This is a genomic window from Terriglobales bacterium, assembly GCA_035624455.1.
Taxonomy (GTDB): domain Bacteria; phylum Acidobacteriota; class Terriglobia; order Terriglobales; family Acidobacteriaceae; genus DASPRM01.
Map to the genome: position 1 here is coordinate 43,882 of DASPRM010000156.1, position 24,915 is coordinate 68,796.

At 57.7% G+C, this 24,915-nt stretch carries 21 protein-coding genes; 15 read left to right on the forward strand and 6 right to left on the reverse strand.

Annotated features, from left to right (window positions below; genetic code table 11):
- Window positions 1-7: 7 nt before the first annotated feature.
- Window positions 8-2,617 (reverse strand): alpha-glucan family phosphorylase, encoded by a 2,610-nt coding sequence (gene glgP, locus VEG30_17925; GenBank protein HXZ81811.1) that lies wholly within the window; start codon window positions 2,615-2,617, stop codon window positions 8-10.
- Window positions 2,618-2,854: 237 nt separating this feature from the next.
- Here glgP and VEG30_17930 point away from each other — a divergent pair, with 237 nt between their 5' ends.
- The 4 genes from VEG30_17930 (at window position 2,855) to VEG30_17945 (ending at window position 9,119) form a co-directional block, all read left to right on the forward strand.
- Complete coding sequence (locus tag VEG30_17930) at window positions 2,855-4,987, forward strand: alpha-amylase family glycosyl hydrolase (GenBank protein HXZ81812.1); 2,133 nt, start codon at window positions 2,855-2,857, stop codon at window positions 4,985-4,987.
- 339 nt (window positions 4,988-5,326) lie between these two features.
- Window positions 5,327-5,962: a hypothetical protein gene (locus VEG30_17935; GenBank protein HXZ81813.1), complete on the forward strand. Its 636-nt coding sequence runs from the start codon at window positions 5,327-5,329 to the stop codon at window positions 5,960-5,962.
- Window positions 5,963-6,246: 284 nt separating this feature from the next.
- Window positions 6,247-8,001, forward strand: a complete 1,755-nt coding sequence (locus VEG30_17940; GenBank protein ID HXZ81814.1) for a hypothetical protein — start codon at window positions 6,247-6,249, stop codon at window positions 7,999-8,001.
- 182 nt (window positions 8,002-8,183) lie between these two features.
- Window positions 8,184-9,119: an MBL fold metallo-hydrolase gene (locus VEG30_17945; GenBank protein HXZ81815.1), complete on the forward strand. Its 936-nt coding sequence runs from the start codon at window positions 8,184-8,186 to the stop codon at window positions 9,117-9,119.
- Between the two features lie 53 nt (window positions 9,120-9,172).
- Here VEG30_17945 and VEG30_17950 read toward each other — a convergent pair whose 3' ends face one another.
- Entirely contained in the window at window positions 9,173-9,736 is a 564-nt protein-coding gene (locus VEG30_17950; protein ID HXZ81816.1) for a hypothetical protein, read from the reverse strand.
- A gap of 144 nt (window positions 9,737-9,880) precedes the next feature.
- Window positions 9,881-10,927 carry a hypothetical protein gene (locus tag VEG30_17955; protein HXZ81817.1) on the reverse strand — a complete coding sequence of 349 codons (1,047 nt, stop codon included), beginning with the start codon at window positions 10,925-10,927 and terminating at the stop codon, window positions 9,881-9,883.
- Window positions 10,928-11,671: 744 nt separating this feature from the next.
- Here VEG30_17955 and VEG30_17960 point away from each other — a divergent pair.
- From VEG30_17960 to VEG30_18005, 10 genes are all read left to right on the forward strand, one after another.
- Complete coding sequence (locus tag VEG30_17960) at window positions 11,672-12,283, forward strand: hypothetical protein (GenBank protein HXZ81818.1); 612 nt, start codon at window positions 11,672-11,674, stop codon at window positions 12,281-12,283.
- Window positions 12,284-12,301: 18 nt separating this feature from the next.
- Window positions 12,302-12,694, forward strand: a complete 393-nt coding sequence (locus tag VEG30_17965; protein ID HXZ81819.1) for a GntR family transcriptional regulator — start codon at window positions 12,302-12,304, stop codon at window positions 12,692-12,694.
- A gap of 4 nt (window positions 12,695-12,698) precedes the next feature.
- Window positions 12,699-13,571 carry an ABC transporter ATP-binding protein gene (locus tag VEG30_17970; GenBank protein HXZ81820.1) on the forward strand — a complete coding sequence of 291 codons (873 nt, stop codon included), beginning with the start codon at window positions 12,699-12,701 and terminating at the stop codon, window positions 13,569-13,571.
- The gene (locus VEG30_17975) at window positions 13,568-14,485 is read left to right on the forward strand and encodes an ABC transporter permease (protein ID HXZ81821.1); all 918 of its coding nucleotides are present in this window, start codon (window positions 13,568-13,570) and stop codon (window positions 14,483-14,485) included. The genes VEG30_17970 and VEG30_17975 overlap by 4 nt, the downstream gene beginning before the upstream one ends.
- Window positions 14,486-14,493: 8 nt before the next feature.
- On the forward strand, window positions 14,494-15,225 hold the full coding sequence (locus VEG30_17980) for a DUF4386 domain-containing protein (GenBank protein HXZ81822.1): 732 nt from the start codon (window positions 14,494-14,496) through the stop codon (window positions 15,223-15,225).
- A gap of 119 nt (window positions 15,226-15,344) precedes the next feature.
- The gene (locus VEG30_17985) at window positions 15,345-15,938 is read left to right on the forward strand and encodes a sigma-70 family RNA polymerase sigma factor (GenBank protein ID HXZ81823.1); all 594 of its coding nucleotides are present in this window, start codon (window positions 15,345-15,347) and stop codon (window positions 15,936-15,938) included.
- Window positions 15,935-16,279: a hypothetical protein gene (locus tag VEG30_17990; protein HXZ81824.1), complete on the forward strand. Its 345-nt coding sequence runs from the start codon at window positions 15,935-15,937 to the stop codon at window positions 16,277-16,279. The genes VEG30_17985 and VEG30_17990 overlap by 4 nt, the downstream gene beginning before the upstream one ends.
- Window positions 16,280-16,662: 383 nt before the next feature.
- On the forward strand, window positions 16,663-16,878 hold the full coding sequence (locus VEG30_17995) for a DNA-directed RNA polymerase subunit omega (GenBank protein ID HXZ81825.1): 216 nt from the start codon (window positions 16,663-16,665) through the stop codon (window positions 16,876-16,878).
- A gap of 103 nt (window positions 16,879-16,981) precedes the next feature.
- Window positions 16,982-18,232, forward strand: coding sequence for a transcription termination factor Rho (rho, locus tag VEG30_18000; GenBank protein HXZ81826.1), 1,251 nt, complete (start codon window positions 16,982-16,984; stop codon window positions 18,230-18,232).
- A 424-nt stretch (window positions 18,233-18,656) separates the two neighbouring features.
- Window positions 18,657-19,448, forward strand: coding sequence for a C1 family peptidase (locus VEG30_18005; GenBank protein HXZ81827.1), 792 nt, complete (start codon window positions 18,657-18,659; stop codon window positions 19,446-19,448).
- Here VEG30_18005 and VEG30_18010 read toward each other — a convergent pair whose 3' ends face one another.
- From VEG30_18010 to VEG30_18020, 3 genes are all read right to left on the reverse strand, one after another.
- Window positions 19,449-19,763, reverse strand: coding sequence for a protease inhibitor I42 family protein (locus VEG30_18010; GenBank protein HXZ81828.1), 315 nt, complete (start codon window positions 19,761-19,763; stop codon window positions 19,449-19,451). It abuts the gene before it with no gap.
- A gap of 389 nt (window positions 19,764-20,152) precedes the next feature.
- On the reverse strand, window positions 20,153-20,719 hold the full coding sequence (locus VEG30_18015) for a hypothetical protein (protein ID HXZ81829.1): 567 nt from the start codon (window positions 20,717-20,719) through the stop codon (window positions 20,153-20,155).
- 207 nt (window positions 20,720-20,926) lie between these two features.
- A complete protein-coding gene (locus VEG30_18020) occupies window positions 20,927-23,299 on the reverse strand; it encodes a DNA translocase FtsK (GenBank protein HXZ81830.1) in 2,373 nt (790 codons plus the stop codon).
- A 360-nt stretch (window positions 23,300-23,659) separates the two neighbouring features.
- On the opposite strand from VEG30_18020, the gene ispG reads away from it, so the two are divergent.
- Entirely contained in the window at window positions 23,660-24,901 is a 1,242-nt protein-coding gene (ispG, locus tag VEG30_18025; GenBank protein HXZ81831.1) for a flavodoxin-dependent (E)-4-hydroxy-3-methylbut-2-enyl-diphosphate synthase, read from the forward strand.
- Window positions 24,902-24,915 lie beyond the last annotated feature (14 nt).

Genomic DNA, 24,915 nt, shown 5'->3' on the forward strand with positions numbered 1-24,915 from the left:
TATCACCTTACGCCACACTCACCGCCGCGGGCGCGATGTGAGGTTCATGGGCCCAGGAAATCAAACCGGGAATGAATTTTACCGGCAAGTCAGGATGATTGGGGCGTACGCGCACGGTGAATCCGTGGAGTCCACTGCGGCCAATCGAGGTGTTTACAACGTAGTTGTAAGTGCCGTCAGAACGGCTCTCTTCCGGCTGCATCGGAACCGCCTCGCCCTCCACGAGATCGCCATTCATGTCCACGGCACCCACGTATAGCTCCACTACCACGTCTTCCGGACGGAGTTGACCCAGATGTACTTGCGCCCGGACAGGCATCGACGAGGCCACTGGGACCGAATTGATGGGACCGTCCTCAACTTTTTCTACCCAGACCTCCTGCCATGAGTTGCGGATCCGATCCAGAGCGGATGACAGATCACGCGCGCGGTGGGCATGATCGGCGTCGAGCGAGCGAAATCTGCCATGCGCGTTGACGTAGAACTCCTGGAAATAATCGCGCACCATACGATGGGTATTGACGAAGTGACAGAGCGAATCTACGCAAGCCTTCATCCGCTCGACCCATCTGCGCGGGATGCGGTCAGCGCCTCTTTCATAGAACGTGGGCACGACATCGCGCTCCAGCAGATCATACAGCCCTTCGGCTTCTACCTTGTCCTGGTAGTTGGGATCGGAGTAGGACTCGCCCTTGCCGATGGCCCAACCGATCTTCTGGGAATTCCCGGGGTCATTCCATACTTCGTCCCACCAACCATCCGGCACGCTGAGGTTCAGCACGGCGTTGGCGGCGGCCTTCATCCCGCTGGTGCCGGACGCCTCGTTGGGGCGCAGCGGAGTATTCAGCCAGACATCCACGCCTTGCACCAGATAGCGAGCGACGGCCATGTCGTAGTCTTCGAGAAAGACAACGTGGCGACCCAGCGTAGGATCGCGGCTGACATCGGTGATCTGACGGATCAACTGCTTGCCGCCATCATCCTGGGGGTGGGCCTTGCCGGCGAAGATCAGCTGCACGGGGCGAGCGGGATCGGTCAAGAGACGACGAAGCCGATCCATATCGCGCAGGATCAGGGTCGCGCGTTTGTAGGTGGCGAAGCGGCGAGCGAAGCCGATGGTGAGCGCATCCGGATCCAGGATTTCGGCGGCAGCATCGAGCTCTGACTGGGGCGCAGCCCGGCGCAGGCGCTGATCGCGAACTCGCTTGCGGGCCCATGATACCAGCCGTTCGCGCCGGCGCTCGTGAGTGCGCCACAATTCTTCCGCGGGGATCGATTGCACCCGGCTCCAAACGTCGCTGTTCGCTGGTTCCTCGCGCCAGTTGGGGCCGAGATAGCGATCGTAGAGGTGATTGAACTCGGACGAGATCCAACTGCGAAAATGAACGCCGTTGGTGATGTGCCGGATGGGTATTTCTGTCACCGGAACCCCGGGCCACAGCGATTGCCACATTTGGCGGCTAACCTCGCCGTGGAGTTTGCTGACGCCGTTGGCCCATGCCGCTGTGCGCAGAGCCAGCACGGTCATGCAGAAGTCGCCGTTTTGCTGACTGCGTCCCAGATTGAGGAATTCGGAATACGGCAATCCCAACTCTCGCGCCGTGTCGCCAAAATAGAGATTCACAAGATCGGATTGAAAGTAATCGTGCCCGGCCTCGACCGGAGTGTGGGTGGTGAAGACCAGGCTCGCCGAAGCCAACTCCCGCGCCTGGATGAAATTAAGATCGCGGGTTCGCATGAGGTGGCGTATGTGTTCGAGTGCCAGAAACGCGGAGTGACCCTCGTTCATATGATAGACGGTAGGCTGCAAACCCAGCATCTGCAGGGCGCGGTAGCCGCCGATTCCGAGCAGAATCTCCTGCCGGATTCGCATGTTGCGGTCGCCGCCGTAGAGCTGGTCGGTTATATCACGATCTTCAATGCGCTGGTTTGCGGTGATATTCGTATCGAGCAGATAGAGCGGCACGCGTCCGACCTGCGCTTTCCACACTTGCGCATAAACGGGATGGCCAGCGAGGTCGACCTCGACGATAAACGGGGTGCCGTCGCCGTGATTTACGACGCTTACCGGAAGATTATGGAAGTCGTTCCCGGCGTACGATTCCTGCTGCCAGCCGGACTGGTTCAGATACTGGCGGAAGTAACCCTGCTGATAGAGCAGCCCGACACCGACCAGGGGCAGCCCTAGATCGCTGGCGGATTTGAGGTGATCACCGGCAAGAATGCCAAGACCACCGGCAAAGATCGAAAGACATTCCGTCAGCCCGAACTCCGCCGAAAAGTAGGCAATCAGAGGAGCGTCACCGGAGTTCGCGTTGGTGCGGTGGAACCAGGTCGAATCGGAAGCAAGATAACCCTGGAGATTGGACTCAACCCGGTGCAGGTGAGCCAGGAAGGCATCGTCGCGGCTGGCAAGTTCCAGCTTCTCCTGTTCAATGATGCCCAGCAACAGCACGGGATTGTGTCCTGAGGTCTCCCACAGATCGCGGTCGAGACGCCGGAACAGCTCCACCGACTCATGGCTCCAGCACCAACGCAGGTTGTGAGCGATGGCGAGCAATCCGTGGATTTGTGGCGGCAAAGAAGGAACGACACTGAAGGTATGAATAGGTTTCATGGCTGGGATCCTCAAGGTTAAAGTGCGTTCTTACTCCTCGGGCAGGAGTAGGTCAAGTTAAGTGTCGGTCAATTTCTAAGAAGTGGCGGTTTGGGGTTCCATTAATGAAACAGAACCGTTTTAGCAAAGGCCAGGTAAATCCGGAATTTACGTTGCCCAAGGCGGACACATCTCCACACTGTGTGACAATAGCAGCCTCGCAGTCCGAGCATGTTCCCGGCCGCCCCGGAGGTCCGCATGTCAAAGTCATTCACTCGCAAGCTTGCCGTTGTCGTGGTGATTCTGGCGCCGGCGATTATCCAGCCGGCCTCCAGGGCAGCTGACTTCAAGAAGGAAGTGATCTATCAGATCGTTACCGATCGTTTTTTCGATGGCGATGCCGCGAACGACAATCCCGCGCAAAGCAGCGGCTTGTTCGACTCCACGAAAAATAACTTTCAAGCTTACTGGGGAGGTGACTTGGCCGGCATCGAGCAGAAGATGTCGTACATAGCAGGCATGGGAGTCACCGCGATCTGGATTTCGCCACCGGTTGACAACGAAAACGCAAACGAAGACGGCAGTAGCGTCGGCGCGCCATATCACGGCTATCACGCCCGCGACTTCAAGCGCATCGAGGAGCACATGGGAGACGCCAGCAACTCCTTTGCCGCCTTCGACAGCCTGGTCACGGCGGCGCACAGTAAGGGCATCAAGGTGATCGTCGATTTCGCGCCCAATCATTCCAACCCCAACAACAAAGGTGAGTTTGGCGCGTTCTATGACAACGGGAACCTGGTTGGAAATTACACGAACGATACGAACGGCTATTTCCATCACAATCCGAACCTCGGCGACGGCGACTACAACGATCGCTATAAGGATCAGTACTACACCCTCTCCGATCTGGCAGACTTCAACCAGGAGAATCCCACGATTGACGCCTACCTGAAATCTGCAGCGCAGTTATTCCAGCAGCATCACGTCGATGGGTTTCGGGTGGACGCCATCAAGCACACCACCTGGGGCTGGCTGTACACTCTCGCGAACAGCATCTACAGCAACGCGGACACGTTCACTTTCGGCGAATGGATCGCCGACACGACTAATGATCCCCTTTATCACGATCTCTATAAGTTCGCGAATCGCTCCGGCTTCTCGGCCCTGGATTTTCCACTCTACAACGCCATCGATGACGCGTTCGCGCGCGATAACAGCTTCAGCGAGATCGATACGGTGCTGTCGCAGGAGGCATTGAATTTCCAGCAGGTAAACGACCTGGTGACGTTCATCGACAACCACGACCGCCAGCGCTTCCTCTCCATCAACAAGAACCAGGACCGGCTGCACGAGGCGCTCGCGTTCCTGCTGACCTGCCGCGGCGTGCCGGTGATCTACTACGGCACCGAGCAATATCTTCACAACGACACTAACAAGGGGGTGGATCCTTATAACCGGCCGATGATGAGCAGCTTCGATACGACGACCACTGCCTACAAGCTCATCAGCAAGCTGAGCGCGTTGCGCAGAAGTAATCCAGCGATACCATACGGAACAGTTGGCCAGCGCTGGATCAATAACGATGTGTATATCTACGAGCGGAAATTCGCCGCAAGCGTGGTGCTGGTTGCCATCAATAAAAATGACGCCTCGGGGACGCCAATCTCCGGCCTTTTCACGGCGCTTGCTGCCGGCAATTACACCGACTACCTGGGGGGAATGCTGGGAGGGCCCTCGATCACCGTGACCAATGGTGGAGGGAACAATCCTGTCAACAATTTCACTCTGCCGGCGCACTGCGTCGCAGTCTGGGTTTTCAACCCCGGCACGGCGGCCACTCCAGTGCTGGCATCGATCGGACCGGATGTGATCCAGCCGGGAGTTCAGGTCACGCTCGCCGGCAGCTTCGCCGGATCAAACACCGTAAAGTTCGGCACCACGGTCGCAACAGTGGTCAGCTCCAGCAAGAATCAGATCGTGGCGACGGTGCCCACGATTGGGAACGGCAACTACACGGTTACAGTGACCGATTCGTCAGGGCACGTCTCCAACGGTCTGCCGTTCACCGTGCTCGCGGCAAAGCTCATCCCGGTGACTTTCACGGTGACCAACGCCGCACCGACGGTCATCGGCGACTACATCTTTCTTAGTGGTGACACGGTGGAGCTGGGAAACTGGAACACCACCTGGGATGGCGCGGTCGGTCCGATGCTCGCGCCGCACTATCCGGATTGGTTTTTGAACGTAGGTGTGCCGGCCGGTCGAACCATTCAATTCAAGTTCATCAAGATCGCGGCAAACGGCACGGTCACTTGGGAAGCCGGTCCCAACCACTCCTACACGGTTCCTACCAGCGGCACCGGGTTCGTGAATGTGAGCTGGCAGAACTGAGGTAGCCCGCCTCAGAAGTGGCCTCGATTAGGCGGGCAATAAGTTTCGGCAGCCTATCATCCCGGCGAGGAGAATGCTTTCAAGTTTTGTCAGATGGATATCAGGTCATCGCGCGAGTAAGGCAGCGGCCCGAAACATTATGGTCGAAGGACCGCCGCCTAGCCTCCCGAACTAGCCACGCAGGCGATTGGCAATTGGCTAGTCTGATTGGGGAATTGTGAACCTTGGAATTTCCGATAAGCTCCCAAGTCGAGGCGATGCCGTTCTCTCTTCCGGCCGCCAACGGCACAATTGCACGAAAAGCTGTCGCCGCGCGGCTGCACAAAAGGAGCGATTTCCATGCGTAAGATTCTGGCCATCAGCGTACTGCTCATCATGGTTGCACTGGCGTCGCAGGTTTGGGCACAGGGCACGAATGATGTGTACCAGGTAAGTCCGTGGGAGAGATTTAGTGTTGAGGCTGGCGGTTTGAGCGCCGCAGAAGCCGACTTTGCTTTCGTCGAGATAGTTAACCCTGGCGAGCAAGGCACGCCAATTAGCGCCCACCACGGCACAGTTTGCGCCGACATCTACTGGTTTGACACGAACCAGGAGATGCTGGAGTGCTGTGCGTGCCCACTCACAGCTAACGCGTTGCTCAGGCTGCAGATTGGTCGCGAACTCAACCATAACCCGCTTACCGGATTTCCGGCTCCGCAACACGGTGTAGTTAAGATCGTCTCCGACAACCAGGCGAACTGTGATCCTACCAGCCCGGTTCCGACCCCGGATCTGCGGGCGTGGACGAGCAGTCTGTTCGTGTCTTCAGCGCCTGTGCAAGTGGAACCGCCCGGTACTTTCGTTGGCAGAAGTCGCGATCTGTTTGCCCAGGTGCCGCTCCAGGCGGACGAACTGGCTTTCCTCGGGCAGGCATGCTCGTTCGTGCAGTTCCTGGGCAGCGGCAAGGGTACGTGCAGCTGCAGTGTAGGGGGATAGTCCAATCCGAAACGTTCTCAAGCCACCCTTCGAGGGTGGCTTGAGTTTTTGAGGCAGACTGTAGGTGCGTAACCCGATTGCTTAGTCCGGTTCGCAATTGACAGGGCTGGGTTGCTCCGGCAGAATCTGCCATCTCTTACTAGCTCCAGCTTCTCCTTCTTCCTCTGACCCGAGATGCCTCCGGTTGCGGAGTAGGGCCTTCCGTACGCGCACTGATAGCGGGAGGAGGAGAAAGAATGGTCCCGAGAAGTGTATTTGTATGGAAAACCTGCAGTTGCCGCTGTATGAGGCGAATCAGTACAACTACAGCGGCGTTGCTAACAACTCTGGTTGCGACGGTGATGATCGCGTCGCTGCCAGCCCATGCGCAGAATGCGTGTCCAGCCGGGTTTAATGATCGGCCCGCGCTTCAGACTCACATCGACCAGAACGATATCGTCAACGGAAGATACAGCTTCCAACAAGTCTTCAATCTTGGGCGGCAGATCTTCATTACCGATTTCAACCGCTGCGATGGCGCCGGGCGGCCGGCAAATACTGCGGCGGTTGCGAATCATGGCATCGGCGGCCCGCGCACTCCGGATCCGCTCAAAGCCCCACGGCTGACCATCCTTTCGGGACCGGATGCCAACTCCTGCGCTTCCTGCCATAACGAGCCGGAAGTCGGTGGCGCTGGCAGCTTTCATGCCAATCTCTTCGATCAGGCGATTGATTGCGATCCGGTCTCAGGCGTGATGTTGACCACCAGCGTGTTCGGAAATTTGAACGCCGCCCGTCCGTGCAGGCCGACTACGCCCACATCCACCGGTGGCGGCTTTGCGCATACCTTCAACGAACGCGGCTCACTCGGCATGTTCGGCTCTGGCGCCATCGAATTGCTTGGCCGAGAAATGACCGACGACCTGCAGAATCTCAAGGCGCAGGCGCTGGCACAGGCTGCGGCTTTGCATCACGACGTTACTGTCAATCTGGTGACCAAGGGCGTGCAATTTGGTTCCTTGACCGCTCACTCCAACGGCACCGTCGATACCAGTCAGGTTCAGGGAGTCAGCCCCGACCTGGTGATCCGGCCGTTCGGCCGCAAGGGCCAGAACAAGTCCATCCGGCATTTCACGATCCAGGGATTCAATCGGCATCTGGGGATCCAGCCCGTTGAGGCCCTGGAGCAGTTGAATCCACCCGTCCCGGATCCAGACCAGGACGAAATCAGCAATGAACTCACTGTCGGCGACGTGACCGCGGTTACCGTCTTTGAGGCGGCGCTGCCGGTTCCGCGGCGCACCGTCCCGCACAGCGCGCAGGAGCTACGCGAGGTCCTTCGCGGCGAGCAGTTGTTTTCGCAGATCGGTTGCGCCTCCTGTCATGTTCCTGCGCTTCCACTGCGCAGCACCATCTACTGCGAACCCAATGCGCGCAATCAGGAGGGCGATTTTCGCGACACCAGCCAGTCCTTCTGTTTTGACCTGCGAAAGACCAGCGGCCTTGTCGGCAAGTGGGTACCCGCCTTTACCGATCTGAAACGCCACACTATCTGCGATCCCACCCACGATTTCGATCCTGTCACGAACCATTACTGTGACGACGTGCCGATCTCGCAGACGCCGGCGACCGACAAGACCAATGCCGGGCCTACCGGCGTAACCGATCGTCCACCGTATTACCAATTCATGACAGCCAAGTTGTGGGACACCGGCAACTCCGGTCCCTGGGGCCACCGCAACGATCTGGACACGATCTATGAGGCGATCAGCCGGCACGGTGGCGAGGCCACCCAGGCGGAGACGGCGTTCGAGAGTCTCTCTGATGGTGATCAGCTGGCGGTGGTCAGCTTCCTCAAGACGCTGCAGATGCCCATCATGGACAACAATCCGCAGCCTCAGGAAGAGGGATCGCCGACCGCGCCCAATCCCGGAGGTGGATTCACATTACTGGCCAGCGAGCGGCACTCGGCGCTTGGATGGGCCACAACGATAGCGGTCGTTTTCGTTTTCGGTGTCTCTGTAATCTGGCGTGGCCGCAAGACACAACGAAAACGCTAGCGGCCCGTTAATCTTAACCCTGCCCGGCCGGCCTCGGCCGGGCTTTTCTTGTTGGTCGGGGGGAGGATATCAAGGCGCGCCAAAAGCTTTCAGGGTAAGCTTTGCACGATCTCATGTTGGTTCAGGATTGCTCAGGAGCTCTAGACAGACCTAGACAGACCAGGAAAAGAAAGACCCTCTACGTGGCGGTTGCCGCCGTGGTGGTTGTCCTGCCACTGGCGCTGTTGCTGCGCACATTTTCGGCCTCACCTCTGCCGAAGCCAGCTCCCTATGCTGGCCCTCTGCCTTCAGCTACACCGCCGAAGGAGGTTGCCGTCTTCGCCTTGGTAACTGGCGTGAACCATCGCGTTGCCGCCTTTGGCTATCGCGCTGGCTCGTTGTTCGAGCGCCGCGACTTTTCCATGGCCGGAGTCTTGGTAAAGCACTCGCAGGGCGACTTGCTCATCGATACCGGGTTCGGCCGCAACATCGACCAGCAGTTCCGATCCCTGCCCCCGATCTTCCGTGCGATTACGTTTTATAGTCTGTGGCAGCCCGCCGCCGACCAGCTAAGGGCTGCCGGTTACGACCTGAAATCACTTCGCGCCATTCTTCTGACCCATTCCCATTGGGACCACGTCAGCGGCCTGCCAGATTTTCCGGGGGTGCCTGTGTGGGTCACGCCGCAGGAACACGAGTTCATCAGGAAAAGTGGGGACATGGATTTTTGCCGTCTTTTCACCGGCATACGCTATGAGGAGTACGGATTCGAAGGCGGGCCGTACCTGGGATTTCCTGCGAGCCACGACGTCTATGGCGATGGCTCGATCGTGGTTGTGCCCGCGCCAGGTCACACTCCGGGCAGTGTAATCATTTTCGTGACACTGCAGAACGGAAGGCGGTACGCATTTGTTGGCGATCTGGTATACCAGCTCGAGGGAATCACGTTGCGCGAGGAGCGGCCCTGGCTCGTCCGCAGACAAGCCGATTCGGATGCCGAAGGCAACCGCGAAAACCTGCTGCGCATGATCGCGCTCAAAGAACGCCTGCCCGACCTGATCATCGTACCGGCACACGACATGCGTGGATTCGCGGAACTGTTAAATCTGTCTCCGGCAAGCAGCGGGAGTGCTCGTTAGTAGGTCAGGACGCAGATTTAGAAGAGTGAATTAAGTTCCTGTCAGAAAATCGACTAAGACGCTTGGCGAATATCTTGCCACGCGCCGATCGGCGCTCGCCCCACCGGCTTTAGCACCTCGAACTTTTGATCGGCAGTGACCGCGTCACTGCTCGATACAGAATCCACTGTGATGTGAAAGGATTTGACCTCTCCACCCAACTCGGTCAGGCGGCTGATCAATTTGGTGCAGTCATTCAATCCGCTTGCCGGAATTCCACGCACATCGGCGGTAAAGCTTACTTTGAACTTGGCTGCTTTGGTGGGCGCCTCGGTGAGGGTGAGCTGCCACATTCGTGAGACCGCGATCACCGAGCGGCTGGCGCAAACACCGCAGGCATCATGCGGACTGTTGGTGATCAAATCGCAGTTCACGCAATAGACAGCGTTGACCAGAGGAATTGCGCTCAGAAGCCTGCTAGCCCGAAGCTGTTCGTCAAGCGAGCGCAATCTAGGAGTATTGGGCGCTGGTTTTACCAGCAGCCATCCAAACAACAGAATCGCGCCGACTAGCAAGCCCCAAGGGGCCATGCCAACACAAATCACCACAACCAGGACAAAACCCAGGAGACGCAGCATAATCCACCAATTTCGTGCAGACCAATTGTGGCTGCATAGCCCTACTTTAGCAGCAGGTCGCTTGCCGTCCAATCGCTGAGGTGAAGATTTATGAAAAACTACCCGAAAATTTTCGCTGAACTCAGTCGATGTTAGTAATCGACTTTAGTAATAGGTGAGTTTGCGACGATGCATCGTGCCGGGTCCCCAGGCTGCGTCTGGACGAGAGCGGGAGACAATGGTCTGCTCGGTCCAATTGCCATGGTCGTCGTACTGATAGGTGTACTGTGTTTCGTGGGTGTCAGGTGGCTCGGCGGGTTGAGGGTGCCCGGCCGGAATCATGGCTCCGGCTTCAGTGAGATTGTATTCGATCCCAAATTCTGGGTTCCTGACCGTGGTGGTACGCTCCGAGGCCTTGTCACCGTGATCGTTATAGGTTGTGACGGTTACTTCCTCGCCGAACGCCCCGCCAGTTCTGCGCCGTTCCGTCACGCGGCCATTGGAATCGTAAGAATAAGAGATAGCACTGTTTAGCATGCCGCCAGCTATAAACGCGCCGACCGACTTGGCCTGTTCTGGATTGAGTTTTGACCGCATCTCTTCAGGAATCATCGACTCAGGGGCATCCGCGACCTGTTCCTCCGAGAGGATTTGACCTTTTGCATCGAACTTCCGCACAATGTGGCCCACGAGGTTTCCGTTTGCATCGCGCGACTGCGCACCGGTGGCTACCCCCTCCTCGTTGTACGACGTGGTGAGAGTGCCACCAGGAGACGGAGCGAAGCCCATGTCGGTGCCTTCCCACTGTGGCGCGTAAGCAGTGCCCGGAGCTAGAGGCCTCGAATCATAGCTTTCAACGGCAGACTTGCGGCCCTTGTCGTCGTACTGGTAGCGAATCTGGGTGTTGTCACCCGATTTCACTCCAACCAGCCTTCGTTCTTTGTCGTACGAGTACGTCATATCAGAACTGGGGGCGGCGCCCGCCTTGCCGGAAACAGTTTTGAGGAGACATCCATCTGAGTCGTAGGTACGGCTTGTTACCCATTCCGAGCCATCCGGGTTGCCGTAACGCACTTCGAGAGTCCTGCCGTCGGGGGCGTACTCCGTCGTAGTGGTTGTGACGAACTGCTGACCACCAGCACCCGAGAAAGTGTTCTCAACCAGCACTTTCTTAAGTGGCCCTCGGAGCCCGGCTTTATCGCGATCCGACACGGGAGCACCTATTTGGGATGATTGTTGTGGGAAAGCAAAGCACGCAGGCGAAAGCTGCAGCAACAGGATGATGGCGCAAGCGAGCCGGACGTGCATTTTTCTGAAACTCGCGGGAATCAGGCTAAATTGTACCCTCCCATCTGCGGGGTGATAGCTCGCCTATTCAGTGATTACTCCCCCGCGCGAAACACTTGGGCGTTCCGACCTCGATGTAGTGCCTGTGAGACGCACTCTTGACCTCTGCTTGCTGCACTGAACCTTCTTTGAATGGTTCAATTGGGCAGATGAGAAAATCGGCGAAAAGACAGACCATTGAAGCAGGGCTGGCGTACTTTGGTTTGTCGGTGTCTTTCACTCCATTACCAAGCCACTCCTCGACCCGTGGCCGGGACGAGTCATCGGGCGCGTACTCGTGGTGCGTTCCCGATACGCCAAATGCGAAGTTGACCGTCGCCGCCGTACAGATGCGCGCGACCGTGAATAACGATGCAGGATCCCGATGCATCAATCGGAAGAAGAGCAATAACACTGAGACAGAGGAGCACGACTATTCGCATATTGGGCTAGCGAACCTCCAAGCCGTTTAAAGATGGATGTGTAGCAGCAACTCTACCCTGAAACGGCAGGACTCACCATCAACAGTCGAAACCCCTTGACATCTGCAATGGTGTTATAGTTAAGTATAACAGTATAGTACGCGAGCGCTTCACGCCCAAGAACCGATCAAAAATGAGGAGAGGAAACATGAAATCGCCTGCTGTTGTGCTTAGTTTCGTGCTGTCTGTTGTTCTGGTCTCGTTCTCAACCGCGGCTTTCGCTCAAGCAGAAATGCACAAGTCTCCCGAGAAGCCCGCGCCAACCGAGGCCCAAAAGTCTTTCGACGCCATCAAAACCCTGACAGGCGTCTGGCAAGGCGCGGTGACCACCGATCCACCCATCGAAGCCATGGGGAACGGAGCTCATACAGAGGTCTCGATGCGCCTGACTTCCCGGGGAAACGCGCTGGTGCATGAAATGTTTGAGGCGGGAAAGCCGGACGATCCGACGCGTTATGACCATCCGGTCACCATGTTTTATCTCGACGGTGACCGCCTGTTCCTTACGCACTATTGCGATGCCGGCAACCGGCCGCGCATGGTTGCCCGCACCTCGCCGGACGGGAAGAAAGTGGAATTCGATTTTGTCGACCTTTCAGGCGGCAATCAGTTCGGCCACATGTACCATGCGGTGTTCACCATCATCGATTCGAACCACCATATCGAGGACTGGACCTATATGATGCCCGGGGACAAGCCGATGCATGCGCGCATGGATCTGAAGAGAGAGAGTGCGCGGGCAAGTATCCTTGGTCAGTGAGGTGGGCTGGGAATCCTGATGGACAGCGAGTGGAACGACGCTCAGCCGATCTACCGTCAGCTGCGCGACCGGGTTGTCGCCATGATACTGGAGGGAGTGCTCAAGGAAGGCGATCCGCTGCCATCGGTGCGCACGGTGGCGGCGGATTATCGCGTCAATCCGCTCACAGTATTGAAGGGCTATCAGGAACTGGTGGACGAGGAGCTTGTCGAGAAGAGGCGCGGTCTCGGCATGTTCGTCAAGACCGGCGCGCGCAGTCTGTTGCTGCAGGGTGAACGGAAGAAGTTCCTTGCCGAAGAGTGGCCGAGAATCCAGGCAACCATTCAGCGGTTAGGCTTGAAAGCGGAAGAACTGCTGGAGGACGGCGCGAACCGGAGATCAAGGTCGAAAACCAACGAGAAGGAGCGCTGAAGCGATGGTGTGCATAGAAGCGCACGGTCTCCGCAAGACCTACGGCCAAACCGTTGCGCTCGATGGCATCGATTTGCGTGTAGAAGAGGGCCGCATCCTCGGCCTGATCGGCCCCAATGGCGCAGGCAAGACAACGGCGCTGAACGCCATCCTTGGACTCACGCCGTATCAGGGAGAACTGACGGTGCTGGGACGCGACCCTTGGATCAGGCGGAACCTGCTGATGCGGGACGTCTGCTTCATGACTGATGTGGCCGTACTGCCGCGGTGGATCAGGGTTTCGCAGCTGCTCGATTATGTTGCCGGCGTACATCCGCGATTCGACCGCGCTAAGGCGGAAGGCTTTCTGGCTCGAACTGCGATCAAGCGCACCGGCAAGGTGAGGGAACTGTCGAAAGGCATGGTGACCCAACTCCACCTCGCCATCGTGATGGCCATTGATGCGCGCCTGCTGATACTCGATGAGCCGACATTGGGTCTGGACATCCTGTACCGCAAGCAGTTCTACGATTCGCTGCTCAACGACTACTACGATCGCAACCGTACCATCCTGGTGACGACGCATCAGGTGGAGGAGATTCAGCACGTCCTCACGGATGTCATGTTCATCGACCGCGGCCGCATCGTGTTCAATTCCAGCATGGAGGAGTTGGAGTCACGCTATGCAGAAGTGACGGTGAATCCCGAGCAGGTGGCCGGGGCACGAGCGCTCAAGCCGATGCACGAACGGCAACTGTTCGGCCGCAGCATCCTGCTGTTCGCTGGGGTGGATCGCCAGCGATTGTCGGAGCTGGGAGAGGTGCGGGCGCCAACTCTCGCTGACCTGTTCGTTGCGGTGATGGCCACGCAGGGTGTCGGGCAAGGAGCGGCGCGATGAGCACGCAATCGAATGCCGTGCCCGACGCTCGAGTAGACTCGCAGGTAATCGCGCCCGCGGTTGTGGCTGACACCCGGCCGATGTTCTGGTCGATCCAGCGCGAGTTCTGGGAGAACCGTTTTATCTACGCCGCTCCGCTGGCCGCCTCCGGCATCGTGCTGTTTGGCTTCTTCATCAGCACGGTCCGTCGTTCAGTGATAGGGCTGGATCCCTCAAAGCAGTTTGAAGTCCTTTCCTGGCCTTACGTCTTCGCTCCCAGTCTTATCATGGGGGCGAGTTTCTTGGCCGGGCTGTTTTATTGTCTCGACGCTCTGCACGGCGAGCGTCGCGACCGCAGCATCCTGTTCTGGAAATCATTGCCGGTTTCCGATCTCACCACCGTGCTGGCGAAGGCGGGCATTGCGATTGTGATTCTGCCATTGCTGAACTTCGCGATCACCTTTGTCACGCAAGCGATCATGCTGCTGGTGAGCTCGATGGTGCTGCTGGCCAACGGGCTGAGCATCGCGCCACTGTGGACCCATTTGTCGATGTACCAGATGTCGCTGATGCTGCTCTACCATCTTGTCAGCGTGCACATCCTGTGGTATGCGCCAATCTATGCCTGGCTGCTGCTCGTCTCCGGTTGGGCACGACGCGCGACACTTGTGTGGGCGGCATTGCCACCCTTTGCCATCGCCGTAATTGAAAAAATCGCATTCAATACTTCGCACTTCGCCCGCATGCTGTCTTACCGCCTGATTGGGCCTGAGCGATTCGAGATGTCCAGACATGGCGGCGAGCCGATGTATCCGATGACGACGATGGATCCGGGCAAATTCCTGAGCAGCCCGGGTCTGTGGCTTGGTCTCGCAGCAGCAGCAGTATTTCTTGCGCTGGCAGTGCGGGTGCGCCGCTATCGCGAACCGATCTGAGGAGGGAAATGACAGATCGCACGATTGGGACATCGCCGCAGACTTACGCAAGAGTAGGCGGCGTGCTGTATCTGATCATCATCGCCATTGGACTCTTCGGCGAGGCAGGTGTGCGCGGGAGAGTCATCGTCTCGGGTGATGCAGCCTCGACAGCCGCCAAGCTAAGGACGATGGAGTCGCTGTGGCGCTTCCATATCGCCGCCGAACTGGTCTTGCTGATTTGCGCTGTCATCGTGACATGGATCTTGTTTTTCCTGCTCAAGCCGGTCAGCAAAGAACTGGTTTTACTGTCGGTCCTCTTCAATCTCGTATCGATCGGCATCGAAGCAGTGAGCACGATGTATCTCATCGTGGCACTGTTTCCACTGGGGAAAGCCGGTTATCTCAAAGCATTTACGCCGGAGCAGCTCTATGCCCTGGCATACCTCGCGGTTAAACCGCACGGCTATGGATTTGGCGTGAGTCTGATCTTCTTCGGCTGCTTCTGCGTGGTGATCGGCTACCTGATTTTCAGGTCGGGATATTTTCCCAAGGCGATCGGTATTCTGATGCAGATCGCAGGCGTCTGCTATCTGATTAATAGTTTCACGCTGATCGCCGCTCCCGCGCTTGCAGATCGGCTATTTCCCGCCATCCTCATTCCCTCGTTTGTAGGCGAGTTGTCCTTCGCGCTGTATCTGACGGTGCAGGGCGTAAATGTCGCGAAGTGGCGGGAGAGAGCTGGCGCTCTGGCGAGCTAGCCGAGCATGAGCCGCAGTCGGACCACCCGCGGGACCTCAGCATCAGCCGCAATGCCCATCTTTTCAGGGAGCTGGCTGCCCTACAATATCCGCACCCCCTCATACGTCTACAGCAGTAGATGAAGGCAGCGAGCCTGGACCGGATGGCGCTCGAACAGGACCGGCTGATCTCGGAAGTGGTCAAGCGGGAGCAGTCCCGGCTGCGCAACTTCATTCGCCGGCGCGTGCCCGATCCGGGCGACGCTGAGGACATTCTGCAGGACGTTTTCTACACGCTGGTGGAAGCCAACCGCCTGCTGATGCCGATCGAGCACATCACCGGCTGGCTATTTCGCGTGGCGCGCAATCGCATCATCGATCTCTTCCGCAAGAAGAAACCGGAGAGCTTCAGCGAGGCCGCGGTCGCGAACGAGAATGGCGAACGGTTGCACCTGGAAGACCTGCTGCCTTCGCCCGATGCCGGACCGGATGCGGTTTACGCGCGCAACATGCTGCTCAATGAAATCGAATTGGCGCTTGACGAGCTGCCGGAGGAACAGCGCGAGGCTTTTGTGGCACACGAACTCGAAGGGCAGAGCTTCAAGGAGATAGCGGCGGAGACCGGCGTGAGCGTAAATACGCTGCTTTCGCGCAAGCGCTATGCGGTGTTGTATCTGCGGCAGCGCCTGCGAAAGATCTACGACGAATTTCGAAAGGATGAGGTACGGAAATGAGACGGAGATGGAGATGGTTTTTCATAGGTCCGGCGGCGATCGTGGCAATCGTGCTCTTCGCATTCCTCGGCGGCGAGATTGTCAAGCTGCTGTGGAACTGGCTGCTGATCCCGCTGTTTGGCTGGCCCCAGATCACCTTCTGGCAAGGGCTGGCACTATTGGCGCTATGCCGCATTCTCTTCGGTGGACTCGGGATGCGCGGCTCCCCGCGATCCCGTTTCCGGCGCCGCATGGCCGAGCGCTGGGAGAACATGACTCCCGAGGAGCGCGAACGGTTCCGGCAAGGTATGAGGGGAAGCTGCGGTTTCGGCCCAGCACCAAGCGAAAGCCAGGGACAATAGGCAGGAGGCTAGCGCTCGGGGGCATCGATGCACGTGAGTGGTTTTCAAGGCGGATTAGCCCTTGGCTGGGTCGAGTAAATTCAGGCACAATAGGCAGGGATCAGGCATAGTATGTGTACGAATCGATCCCTGGTCGCAAAGGCGAATCTCCGGAGAACCTTAGTAACCCTAACTCGCTGAGCTATTTAAACTTTCCCTTGGATAAAGATGCAACTTTGTTATACTGGCACGCATCTATTCCGATAGTCGTAGGCCTGCATCCCCGGGATGCTCTTTCTGGGTACCTCACAAAAACAGGAGATGGCAGGACCTTAAAACGGTCGGGTTTGCCCACCGCCTCGATGTGCGGCAATTTCTGGGACAAGGAGTTCTCAAGATAGAAGATGCGCTCGGACCTCGTTTTCGAAGCTTTACAGACACTTAGAAATCGTTATATGCTCTGCCAGCTTGCCTCCAAAGCAACCCGTAAGTTCCATCGTCCCAATACGCGCATCCAGGAGACGATGAACGAGGTCCTCGGCAAGATTGCCGATTCGGACCGCACCCAGGTCATGTCAGAACCGGAAAAGGTTGTCGAGGCGCAGCAGCGGGCTGCATAATAGAGCTTCCGGGTGCGCCCCTTCCCGCAAGGCGCGCCCCAAAGTTCAAAGTAATCTTAGGTTATCTTCAGACCCCCCTTTACACATACCCCCGTAGGTGAACATGACAATCGCTGAACTGAAAGAAAAGAACATCACCGAGCTAACCCGCATAGCTCGCTCCCTGGACCTCCCCGGTGCCAGCGGTCTGCGCAAGCAGGATCTCATCTTCAAAATCCTGCAGGCCCAGAGCGAAAAAGAAGGACACATTTTTGCGGAAGGCGTTCTGGAAATCCTGCCCGATGGCTACGGGTTCCTGCGCTCGCCTGATTACAACTATCTGCCCGGACCCGACGACATTTACGTCTCGCCTTCGCAGATTCGGAAATTCGACCTAAAAACGGGCGACACCATCAGCGGGCAGGTGCGCCCGCCTCATGAAGGCGAAAAGTATTTCGCGCTGGTCAAGATTGAAGCCGTCAACTTCGAATCTCCGGAAGAAGCGCGCAACAAGATTCTGTTTGACAACCTGACGCCGCTATACCCGCAGGAGCGCATCAAGCTGGAGACGGCGCGTGAAAACGTGAGCGCCCGCGTGATGGATCTGCTTACCCCGGTCGGCAAGGGACAGCGCGGCCTGATCGTCGCGCCGCCGCGTACCGGCAAGACCATGCTGCTGCAGAACCTGGCTAACTCCATCACCACCAATCACCCTGAAGTGGTGCTGATCGTGCTGCTCATCGACGAGCGCCCGGAAGAAGTCACCGACATGCAGCGCTCGGTCAAAGGCGAAGTTATCTCCTCCACGTTCGACGAGCCCGCTGTCCGTCACGTGCAGGTGGCGGAAATGGTGATCGAAAAGGCCAAGCGCCTGGTCGAGCACAAGCGCGATGTTGTCATTCTGCTCGATTCCATCACCCGCCTGGCTCGCGCCTACAACACTATTGTTCCGCCCTCAGGGAAGGTACTTTCGGGCGGCGTAGATTCGAATGCGTTACAGCGGCCGAAGCGCTTCTTCGGCGCCGCACGAAACATCGAGGAAGGCGGCTCGCTGACCATCTGCGCTACCGCTCTGATCGATACCGGATCGCGCATGGACGACGTGATCTTTGAAGAATTCAAGGGCACCGGCAACATGGAAATCATTCTCGACCGCAAGCTGGTCGATAAGCGCGTGTTCCCTGCGATCGATATTCAGCGCTCCGGCACGCGCAAGGAAGAGTTGCTCATCCCCAAGGAAGACCTGGCGCGCATCTGGGTGCTGCGCAAAGTGCTGAATCCGCTCTCGCCGGTAGAAGCCATGGAGTTGCTCATCGACAAGCTGGGTAAGACCAAGTCGAACGGCGAATTCCTGGCAAACATGAGCTCGCTGTAGGCAGTACGAATTCCGATCGAAGGTGATAAAGCCCAGGCCGACATGCCTGGGCTTATTTTTTGGAAGCGGCTCTGGGAGCGCTGCTGGCCCCCTTTCGTACCCTTCCATTGCTACCTAAGCGAGGACAATTGGATAGCCACAATCCGATTGGATAGTGGGAATCTCTGTCAGGCGATGCCGTAACTACCTAGAACCTCGTTGTGTTCCGCAGCAAAAACACCAGGAACTCGGCCAAGCAGCGTCATTTTGAGAGATTTTTCGAATTTCGGAACAGAACGAGTTTTCTTTCGCCAGCTTCCAATCGAGGTGGACAATAACGTGCTCGTATGGTTGTTGTGACACCACCTCTTGGTGTGCGTCTCTCTCCCCAGCGCAATCACGCGCGAAAAACTTAAAATCGGTTGAAAGTCTGAAAGGAGTCACCATGCCACGAAAGGTACAACGTTACGGCTGGATTCCAGATCTGCCGGATCCGCGGGATCTCTTGTATGCAGCTCCGCCTGCAGTTCTGGCTACGTTGCCGCAAAGCATCGATCTACGAAACCAATGCCCTGGCGTCTACGACCAAGGCGAGCTCGGAAGCTGCACTGCCAATGCCATTGCAGGCGCTTTCGAATTCGATCAGAGAAAACTAAAGCTGAAGGAGTTTGTTCCTTCGCGCCTGTTCATCTATTACAACGAGCGCAAGATCGAGGGCACTGTGAATCAGGACAGCGGCGCTCGCATTCGAGATGGGATCAAGACCACGGTGAAAATCGGGGTTTGTCCGGAGACTGACTGGCCGTACAACATCCAGCAGTTTGTGGGGCCTCCCCCAGCGCAAACCCTGGTCGATGCTGCGAAAAATCGGGCCATTTCGTACCATCGGGTGACCCAGAGTCTGAACCAGATGAAGGGCTGCCTGGCCGAAGGCTATCCATTTGTGTTTGGCTTTACCGTGTACGACAGCTTTGAATCTCCACAGGTGGCAAAGACAGGTCAGGTGCCAATGCCGGCTCCTGGGGAGAATCAAATCGGCGGCCACGCAGTTGTTGCCGTCGGATATGACGACAGTCAGCAGCGCTTCATCGTCCGCAATTCGTGGGGAGACGCATGGGGAATGAAGGGCTACTGCACGATGCCTTATGCGTATCTTGCAGACTCGAGCTATGCGAACGATTTCTGGACGATAAGGGGCGTGACTGGAGAGGCGGCCCAGGCGAAAGCCGCTGCATGATCAAGGCCGAACGGACAGAGTGATTGTGAATAGGGTGCCGGAACCCGCCGGTTCCCATGGACGACTCTGCCGAAGCCGGAGACGCACTTCACCGGGCTGGCGGGCAGTCAGGAGCCACACATGCAACGCCTGGCCGCCAGTCCGGCCGTGTGGAAGGGTGGTACCGCGATCCTCGATTTGTACAACCGGAGCGCCCGCATCCTCCGCAGTCCAGCGATATCCCGAGGTGCGAGCCTCCGGTAATTGCAGTTCGACCGAAGCGTTAAGGTCCAGCGCGATCGTTGTGCCGTTCGCAGTTTCGGTTACTGTCTTCAAGCTATTTCCTGCACATTGGCGCTCCTACTTTGACCTCTTCAACAGCACGTTTCGATCTGCGCTGTTCCGCGTGCAGACCGTGTGTTGCGTGGAAGTGGCGTATTCGCAAGCGAAACAGGCACAGCCATTCTGCGTTCCAAGGTATTTCACAGGATCTTTGCAGGTGGCAATCGAATCCGAGCAGGAGTCGGGCGGCGGCACGAACGCCATGGATTCCACGCTGCCGGCGCCGGACAGCACATCGCCCGATATGTTCGGGTGTGTTACCTCAAGAGCGGCCATCTCGCCTGGCGGGACTTCTATCTTCGCTGGGGCTGAACACTGGGGGTGCACTGGTGTTATCAGCGCGCACAGAAGAGCAATGATAGGTACAGCACATGTTCTTCGGTTCATTGAACGCTCCTCCCCGCCACTCTTTGTTTTTTTTGCTTGGATACGTTAGCCGCTGTTCGTTCCTCCTCCTCCTTCTGAAGCATCCAAAGATCCAGCTCGCTCTTCATCCTGGTCTCAAGTTGGGCGATTGTTTGAGAAAGTTGTTCCGCGTCTCCATTCGCTCCCACCTGCCAAGCGCTCTCGGCCAGCGTTTTAACCTTGTCACTCATGTGGAGCTTGTTAACGTCGAGCAACTGATTCAACTGTGTGATCCCGTCCGCGTTGACTCTGTTCCACTCTGCTTGCTGAGCGTCGCCTCTGACCTGAAGTTTTTCATCAATCTCGACCAGCTTCGTATAGACCTTTTCATAAGCATCAAATCGTCGCTTGTAGAGTTCCTCCGATAGCTGGAGCTGTTGCGAGAACAACTGGTTTTGTTTCTCCAGTTGCTGGTTGGCAACAGCCTGCATAGCGGATGTGCGAAACGACAGCCAGGTCGTCAGAAGGATGGGGACCAGCAACACAATAAGTTGCCAACTCCTCGAGGCTATCGAGCCGCCGCCACTGTCCTGGTTTGTGCCCATTGGAAATTCCTCCTTTGCAGCACAAGGGTTGTGCTGCCAGTAGGGGAGGGTTCGGGGTTAGGCCTGGAAACCTCGGGTGGGGCGGTGCCAGATGTGCTGCGCTTCGGGGAGACTCCCGAGGCAACGGGTGGATTATGTCACCAAGGGATCGAAAGTCAAGGTGTTTAACTTAGCGCTGTTACCGGGCTCGCATGAACGCTAACCCCGCTAGCGCATCGACTGCTCCACCTCTGACAGCCAGTCCGGCCGCTTGAGCACTTCGCGAGGCTTCGGGCCATCCGCGGCTCCCACGATCCCATCGCGCTCCATCAGATCAATCAGGTGCGCCGCCCGACCATAGCCGATGCGGAGCCGCCGCTGTAGCAGGGAAGTGGACGCTTTGCCAAACTCCAGCACCAGCCGGACGGCATCCTGATAGAGCTCATCGTTCTCCTCGTCACCCGCTTCGCCGGCTTCGGCTTCAGTCTTCCCGGCTTCTTCCTTGGGAGCCTCAAGGAAGGCCTGCTGATACTGCGCGGTGCCCTGCGAGCGCCAGAACTCCACCACCGAGGCGATTTCTTTTTCAGTAACAAACGGCGCATGCAGGCGATGCACGCGCGCTGATCCGGAGGGCAGATAGAGCATGTCGCCTCTCCCCAGCAGGGCTTCGGCGCCGTTGGCATCGAGAATCGTCCGCGAATCGACCTTCGTCGCCACACGGAAAGAAATGCGAGCCGGAAAATTGGCCTTGATCAGACCCGTGATCACATCCACCGACGGCCTCTGGGTCGCCAGTACCAGGTGTATTCCCACTGCACGCGCCATCTGCGCCAGGCGGGTAATCGACTCTTCGACGTTGGACTGATCGAGCATCATCAGATCGGCGAGTTCGTCGATGATGATCACAATGTAGGGGATGGGCCCCTCCTGTTCCGTTGGCTCCTCGAACAGGCTGGGAGTGCTGCCATCAAACAGGCGATTGTATTGCTCGATATTGCGCACACCTTTTTCCGCCAGCAGCTTCAGGCGGCGCTCCATCTCGCGCACGGCATTGCGCAGCGCATTGGCCGCCAGCTTGGGCTCGGTGATGATCGGCGTATACAGGTGAGGAACGCCGTCGTAGACACCCAACTCCAGCCGCTTGGGATCCACCAGAATTAAACGCACTTGATCCGGCGTGGCCTTGTACAACAGGGACATGATCATGGCGTTGATGGCCACGCTCTTCCCCGAACCAGTTGAGCCAGCGATCAGCAAATGCGGCATTGCGGCCAGGTCGGCAACATGAATCCGGCCGTTGATGTCTTTACCCAGCGCCAGTGTGAGCTTGCCTTTGCTGGCGACGAAATCCTGCCATTCCACCATCTCGCGCAGCCAGATTGTCTCCCGTTCGCGATTAGGCACCTGTATGCCTACCGTCGATTTGCCCGCCATGCGCTCGATCAGGATGCTCTCCGCGCGCAGGGCCAGGCAGAGGTCGTCGCAGAGGCTGGTAATTCGGCTGTACTTGATGCCTGCCTCCGGCTTGAACTCGAACGTCGTCACGACTGGCCCAGGGTTGATTTGCGTTACCTGGCCGTGGACCTCGAACTCCGCGCACTTTTCCGTCAGCACTCGCGCCAGAGACTTCAGCTCCTCCTCGTCGATGGCGAACTGATCTTCGGGACGATGGAGCAGCGAGCTTGAAGGCAGCTTGTATCCACCAGCCAGTTTCGGCATGGTGGTCTTTGGCTTCGAGGCGCTGTCGGCGCGCTCGCTTACTGGCGGCTCGACATCCTCGGGCTCTTCCGGCAATCCGATTCCTGGAGCCAGCTCCGGAATTTCTCTCTCGGCTTCCATCCGCTGAATGCCTGTGCGAACCGGCGCTAGGCTCGGAGCGGCTGGAACATCCCTATCCGCAGCCATGGGACGCCGCAGCAGTTGTGCCGTGATTGTGGGCCGGGTTGCAGCTCGTTTCTTCTCCAGTTCCTTTTGCGCTTGCTTGCGTGCACGCTCCATGCGCCAGTCATTGACCCGGTCCCAGGCTGCGTAGGCGAAGGCAAAGCGAGTCTCGCTCCACAGTTGCAGCGCGCCAAATGAAAATGCTGTACACAGATAGAGCGCCACCGACATCGCGGTAACCGCGACGATGTAGGCGCCGATCAGGTTGAAGTAGTGGACCAGTGCATCCGCGGTGATGCGGCCCAGCAAGCCTTCCGCGGGGATCGCATGCAGCCAGCGCCAGTGCCATGGAAGCAGCGCCAGTAATGCGCCGAGAAACGGCAGAAGCAGAAGGGATCCAAGGGTCTTCGCGATGGGTGATTCGACTGCGCGCGAGCGAAACCACCGCATACCTAACGCGGCCAGATACGCGGGGAGCAGAAAAGCTGCAATTCCCGCCATCTGCAATGCGAGATCGCTGCCGTAAGAACCAAATCGCCCGACCCAGTTGCGCGTGGTCCCGGAGAGAGTGTTGGCCGCGGTATTCAGCGATGGATCCAGCGGCGAGTAGGAAGCCAGGGCGAGGAAAAAGAGGAGAGCGGAGACCAACAAAAGAAAACCAATCAGCTCATTGAGCCGTCGGTTCTTCGTCGGGGTAAAGATGTGCGGGAGAGATTTCATTGGGCGTAATCGTACTTCAGGAGAACCAGTTCAGGTCTCGCAAAGGCCGTACGAAATACGCCAGAGCAGGACGATTATGCCAGAAAAGGGGAGCGCGGCAATCGAAATGTGATCCGGGTATCCCCTTGGTCAGATTCTACTTATGGGGCGACGTATTGTGGGCGGGTAGACGCCTATTTACGCCAATTACAAGTCGAGTCGCCGTATAATCCGGAACTTGATGGGCCAACATCAGCAACATGAGACCAGCACCTACTCTCGATTTTGGCATTGTCCCGCACGCATACTCGCCACGCATCGTCTCAGCGGCTCCCATTGCGGGGCCGAGTGACCTCCGCATGCTAAACTGAAATTTCACATATGGCAGAAATCCGGCGTAGAAACTCGGTAGCCGTGCATGTCGGTGATGTGAAGGTTGGTGGGGATGCACCGATTGTGGTGCAGTCCATGACCAACACCGACACCGCTGATGTGCTGGCGACGGTGCAGCAGTGCGAGGCGCTGGCCCGCGCTGGTTCGGAGCTGGTCCGGGTTACCGTCAATAACGATGATGCCGCGAAGGCAGTGCCGCAGATCGTGAGCCTGCTGGAACGCCGAGGCGTAACCGTTCCAATCATTGGCGATTTCCACTACAACGGCCACCAACTGCTGAAGAAATATCCCGAGTGCGCCCGGGCGCTCGCGAAATATCGCATCAATCCCGGCAACGTCAGCGTGGGCCGGAAAGATGATGACAACTTCCGCACTATGATCGAGGTCGCAGTCGAGAATCAAAAGCCCGTGCGCATCGGCGTGAACTGGGGTTCTCTCGATCAGCAGCTTCTAACTCGCATGATGGACGAAAACTCGCGTCAGGCCGAGCCAAAGGATGCACGTGAAGTAACCATGGAAGCCATGGTGGTGAGCGCGCTGAATTCCGCGTCCCTGGCGGTCAAATACGGTCTGCGCAAGGACCAGATCATCCTCAGCGCCAAGGTTAGCGGCGTGCAGGACCTGGTGGACGTGTACCGGACGCTGGCAGCGCGCTGCGATTATCCGCTGCATCTTGGCCTGACAGAAGCCGGCATGGGGACGAAGGGTGTTGTCGCTTCTACCGCCGCAATGGCGGTGCTGCTGCAGGAGGGGATTGGGGACACGATTCGCGTGTCTCTGACGCCGGCTCCCAATGGCGATCGCACGGAAGAGGTGATGGTTGCGGAGCAGATTCTGCAGTCGATTGGGATTCGCAGCTTCACACCGCAGGTGACGGCCTGTCCGGGTTGTGGGAGGACGACCAGCACATTCTTTCAGGAGATGGCGGAGCAGATTCAAAGTTATCTCCGCGATCAGATGCCGGTCTGGAAAGAGCGCTACGCCGGCGTAGAAGAAATGAAGGTAGCGGTGATGGGCTGTGTGGTGAATGGTCCCGGCGAATCGAAGCATGCCAACCTGGGAATATCTTTGCCCGGAACGTTTGAAGAACCTAAAGCGCCGGTGTTCGTCGATGGACGCCTGGTGACCACTTTGCGCGGAGATGGGATCGTCCAGGAGTTCATCAGGATCCTCGACGATTATGTGGATTCACATTACGCCGCGAAATCGAAGGAAATTGTGCTCGGGTAAGTTGAAGGTCAACA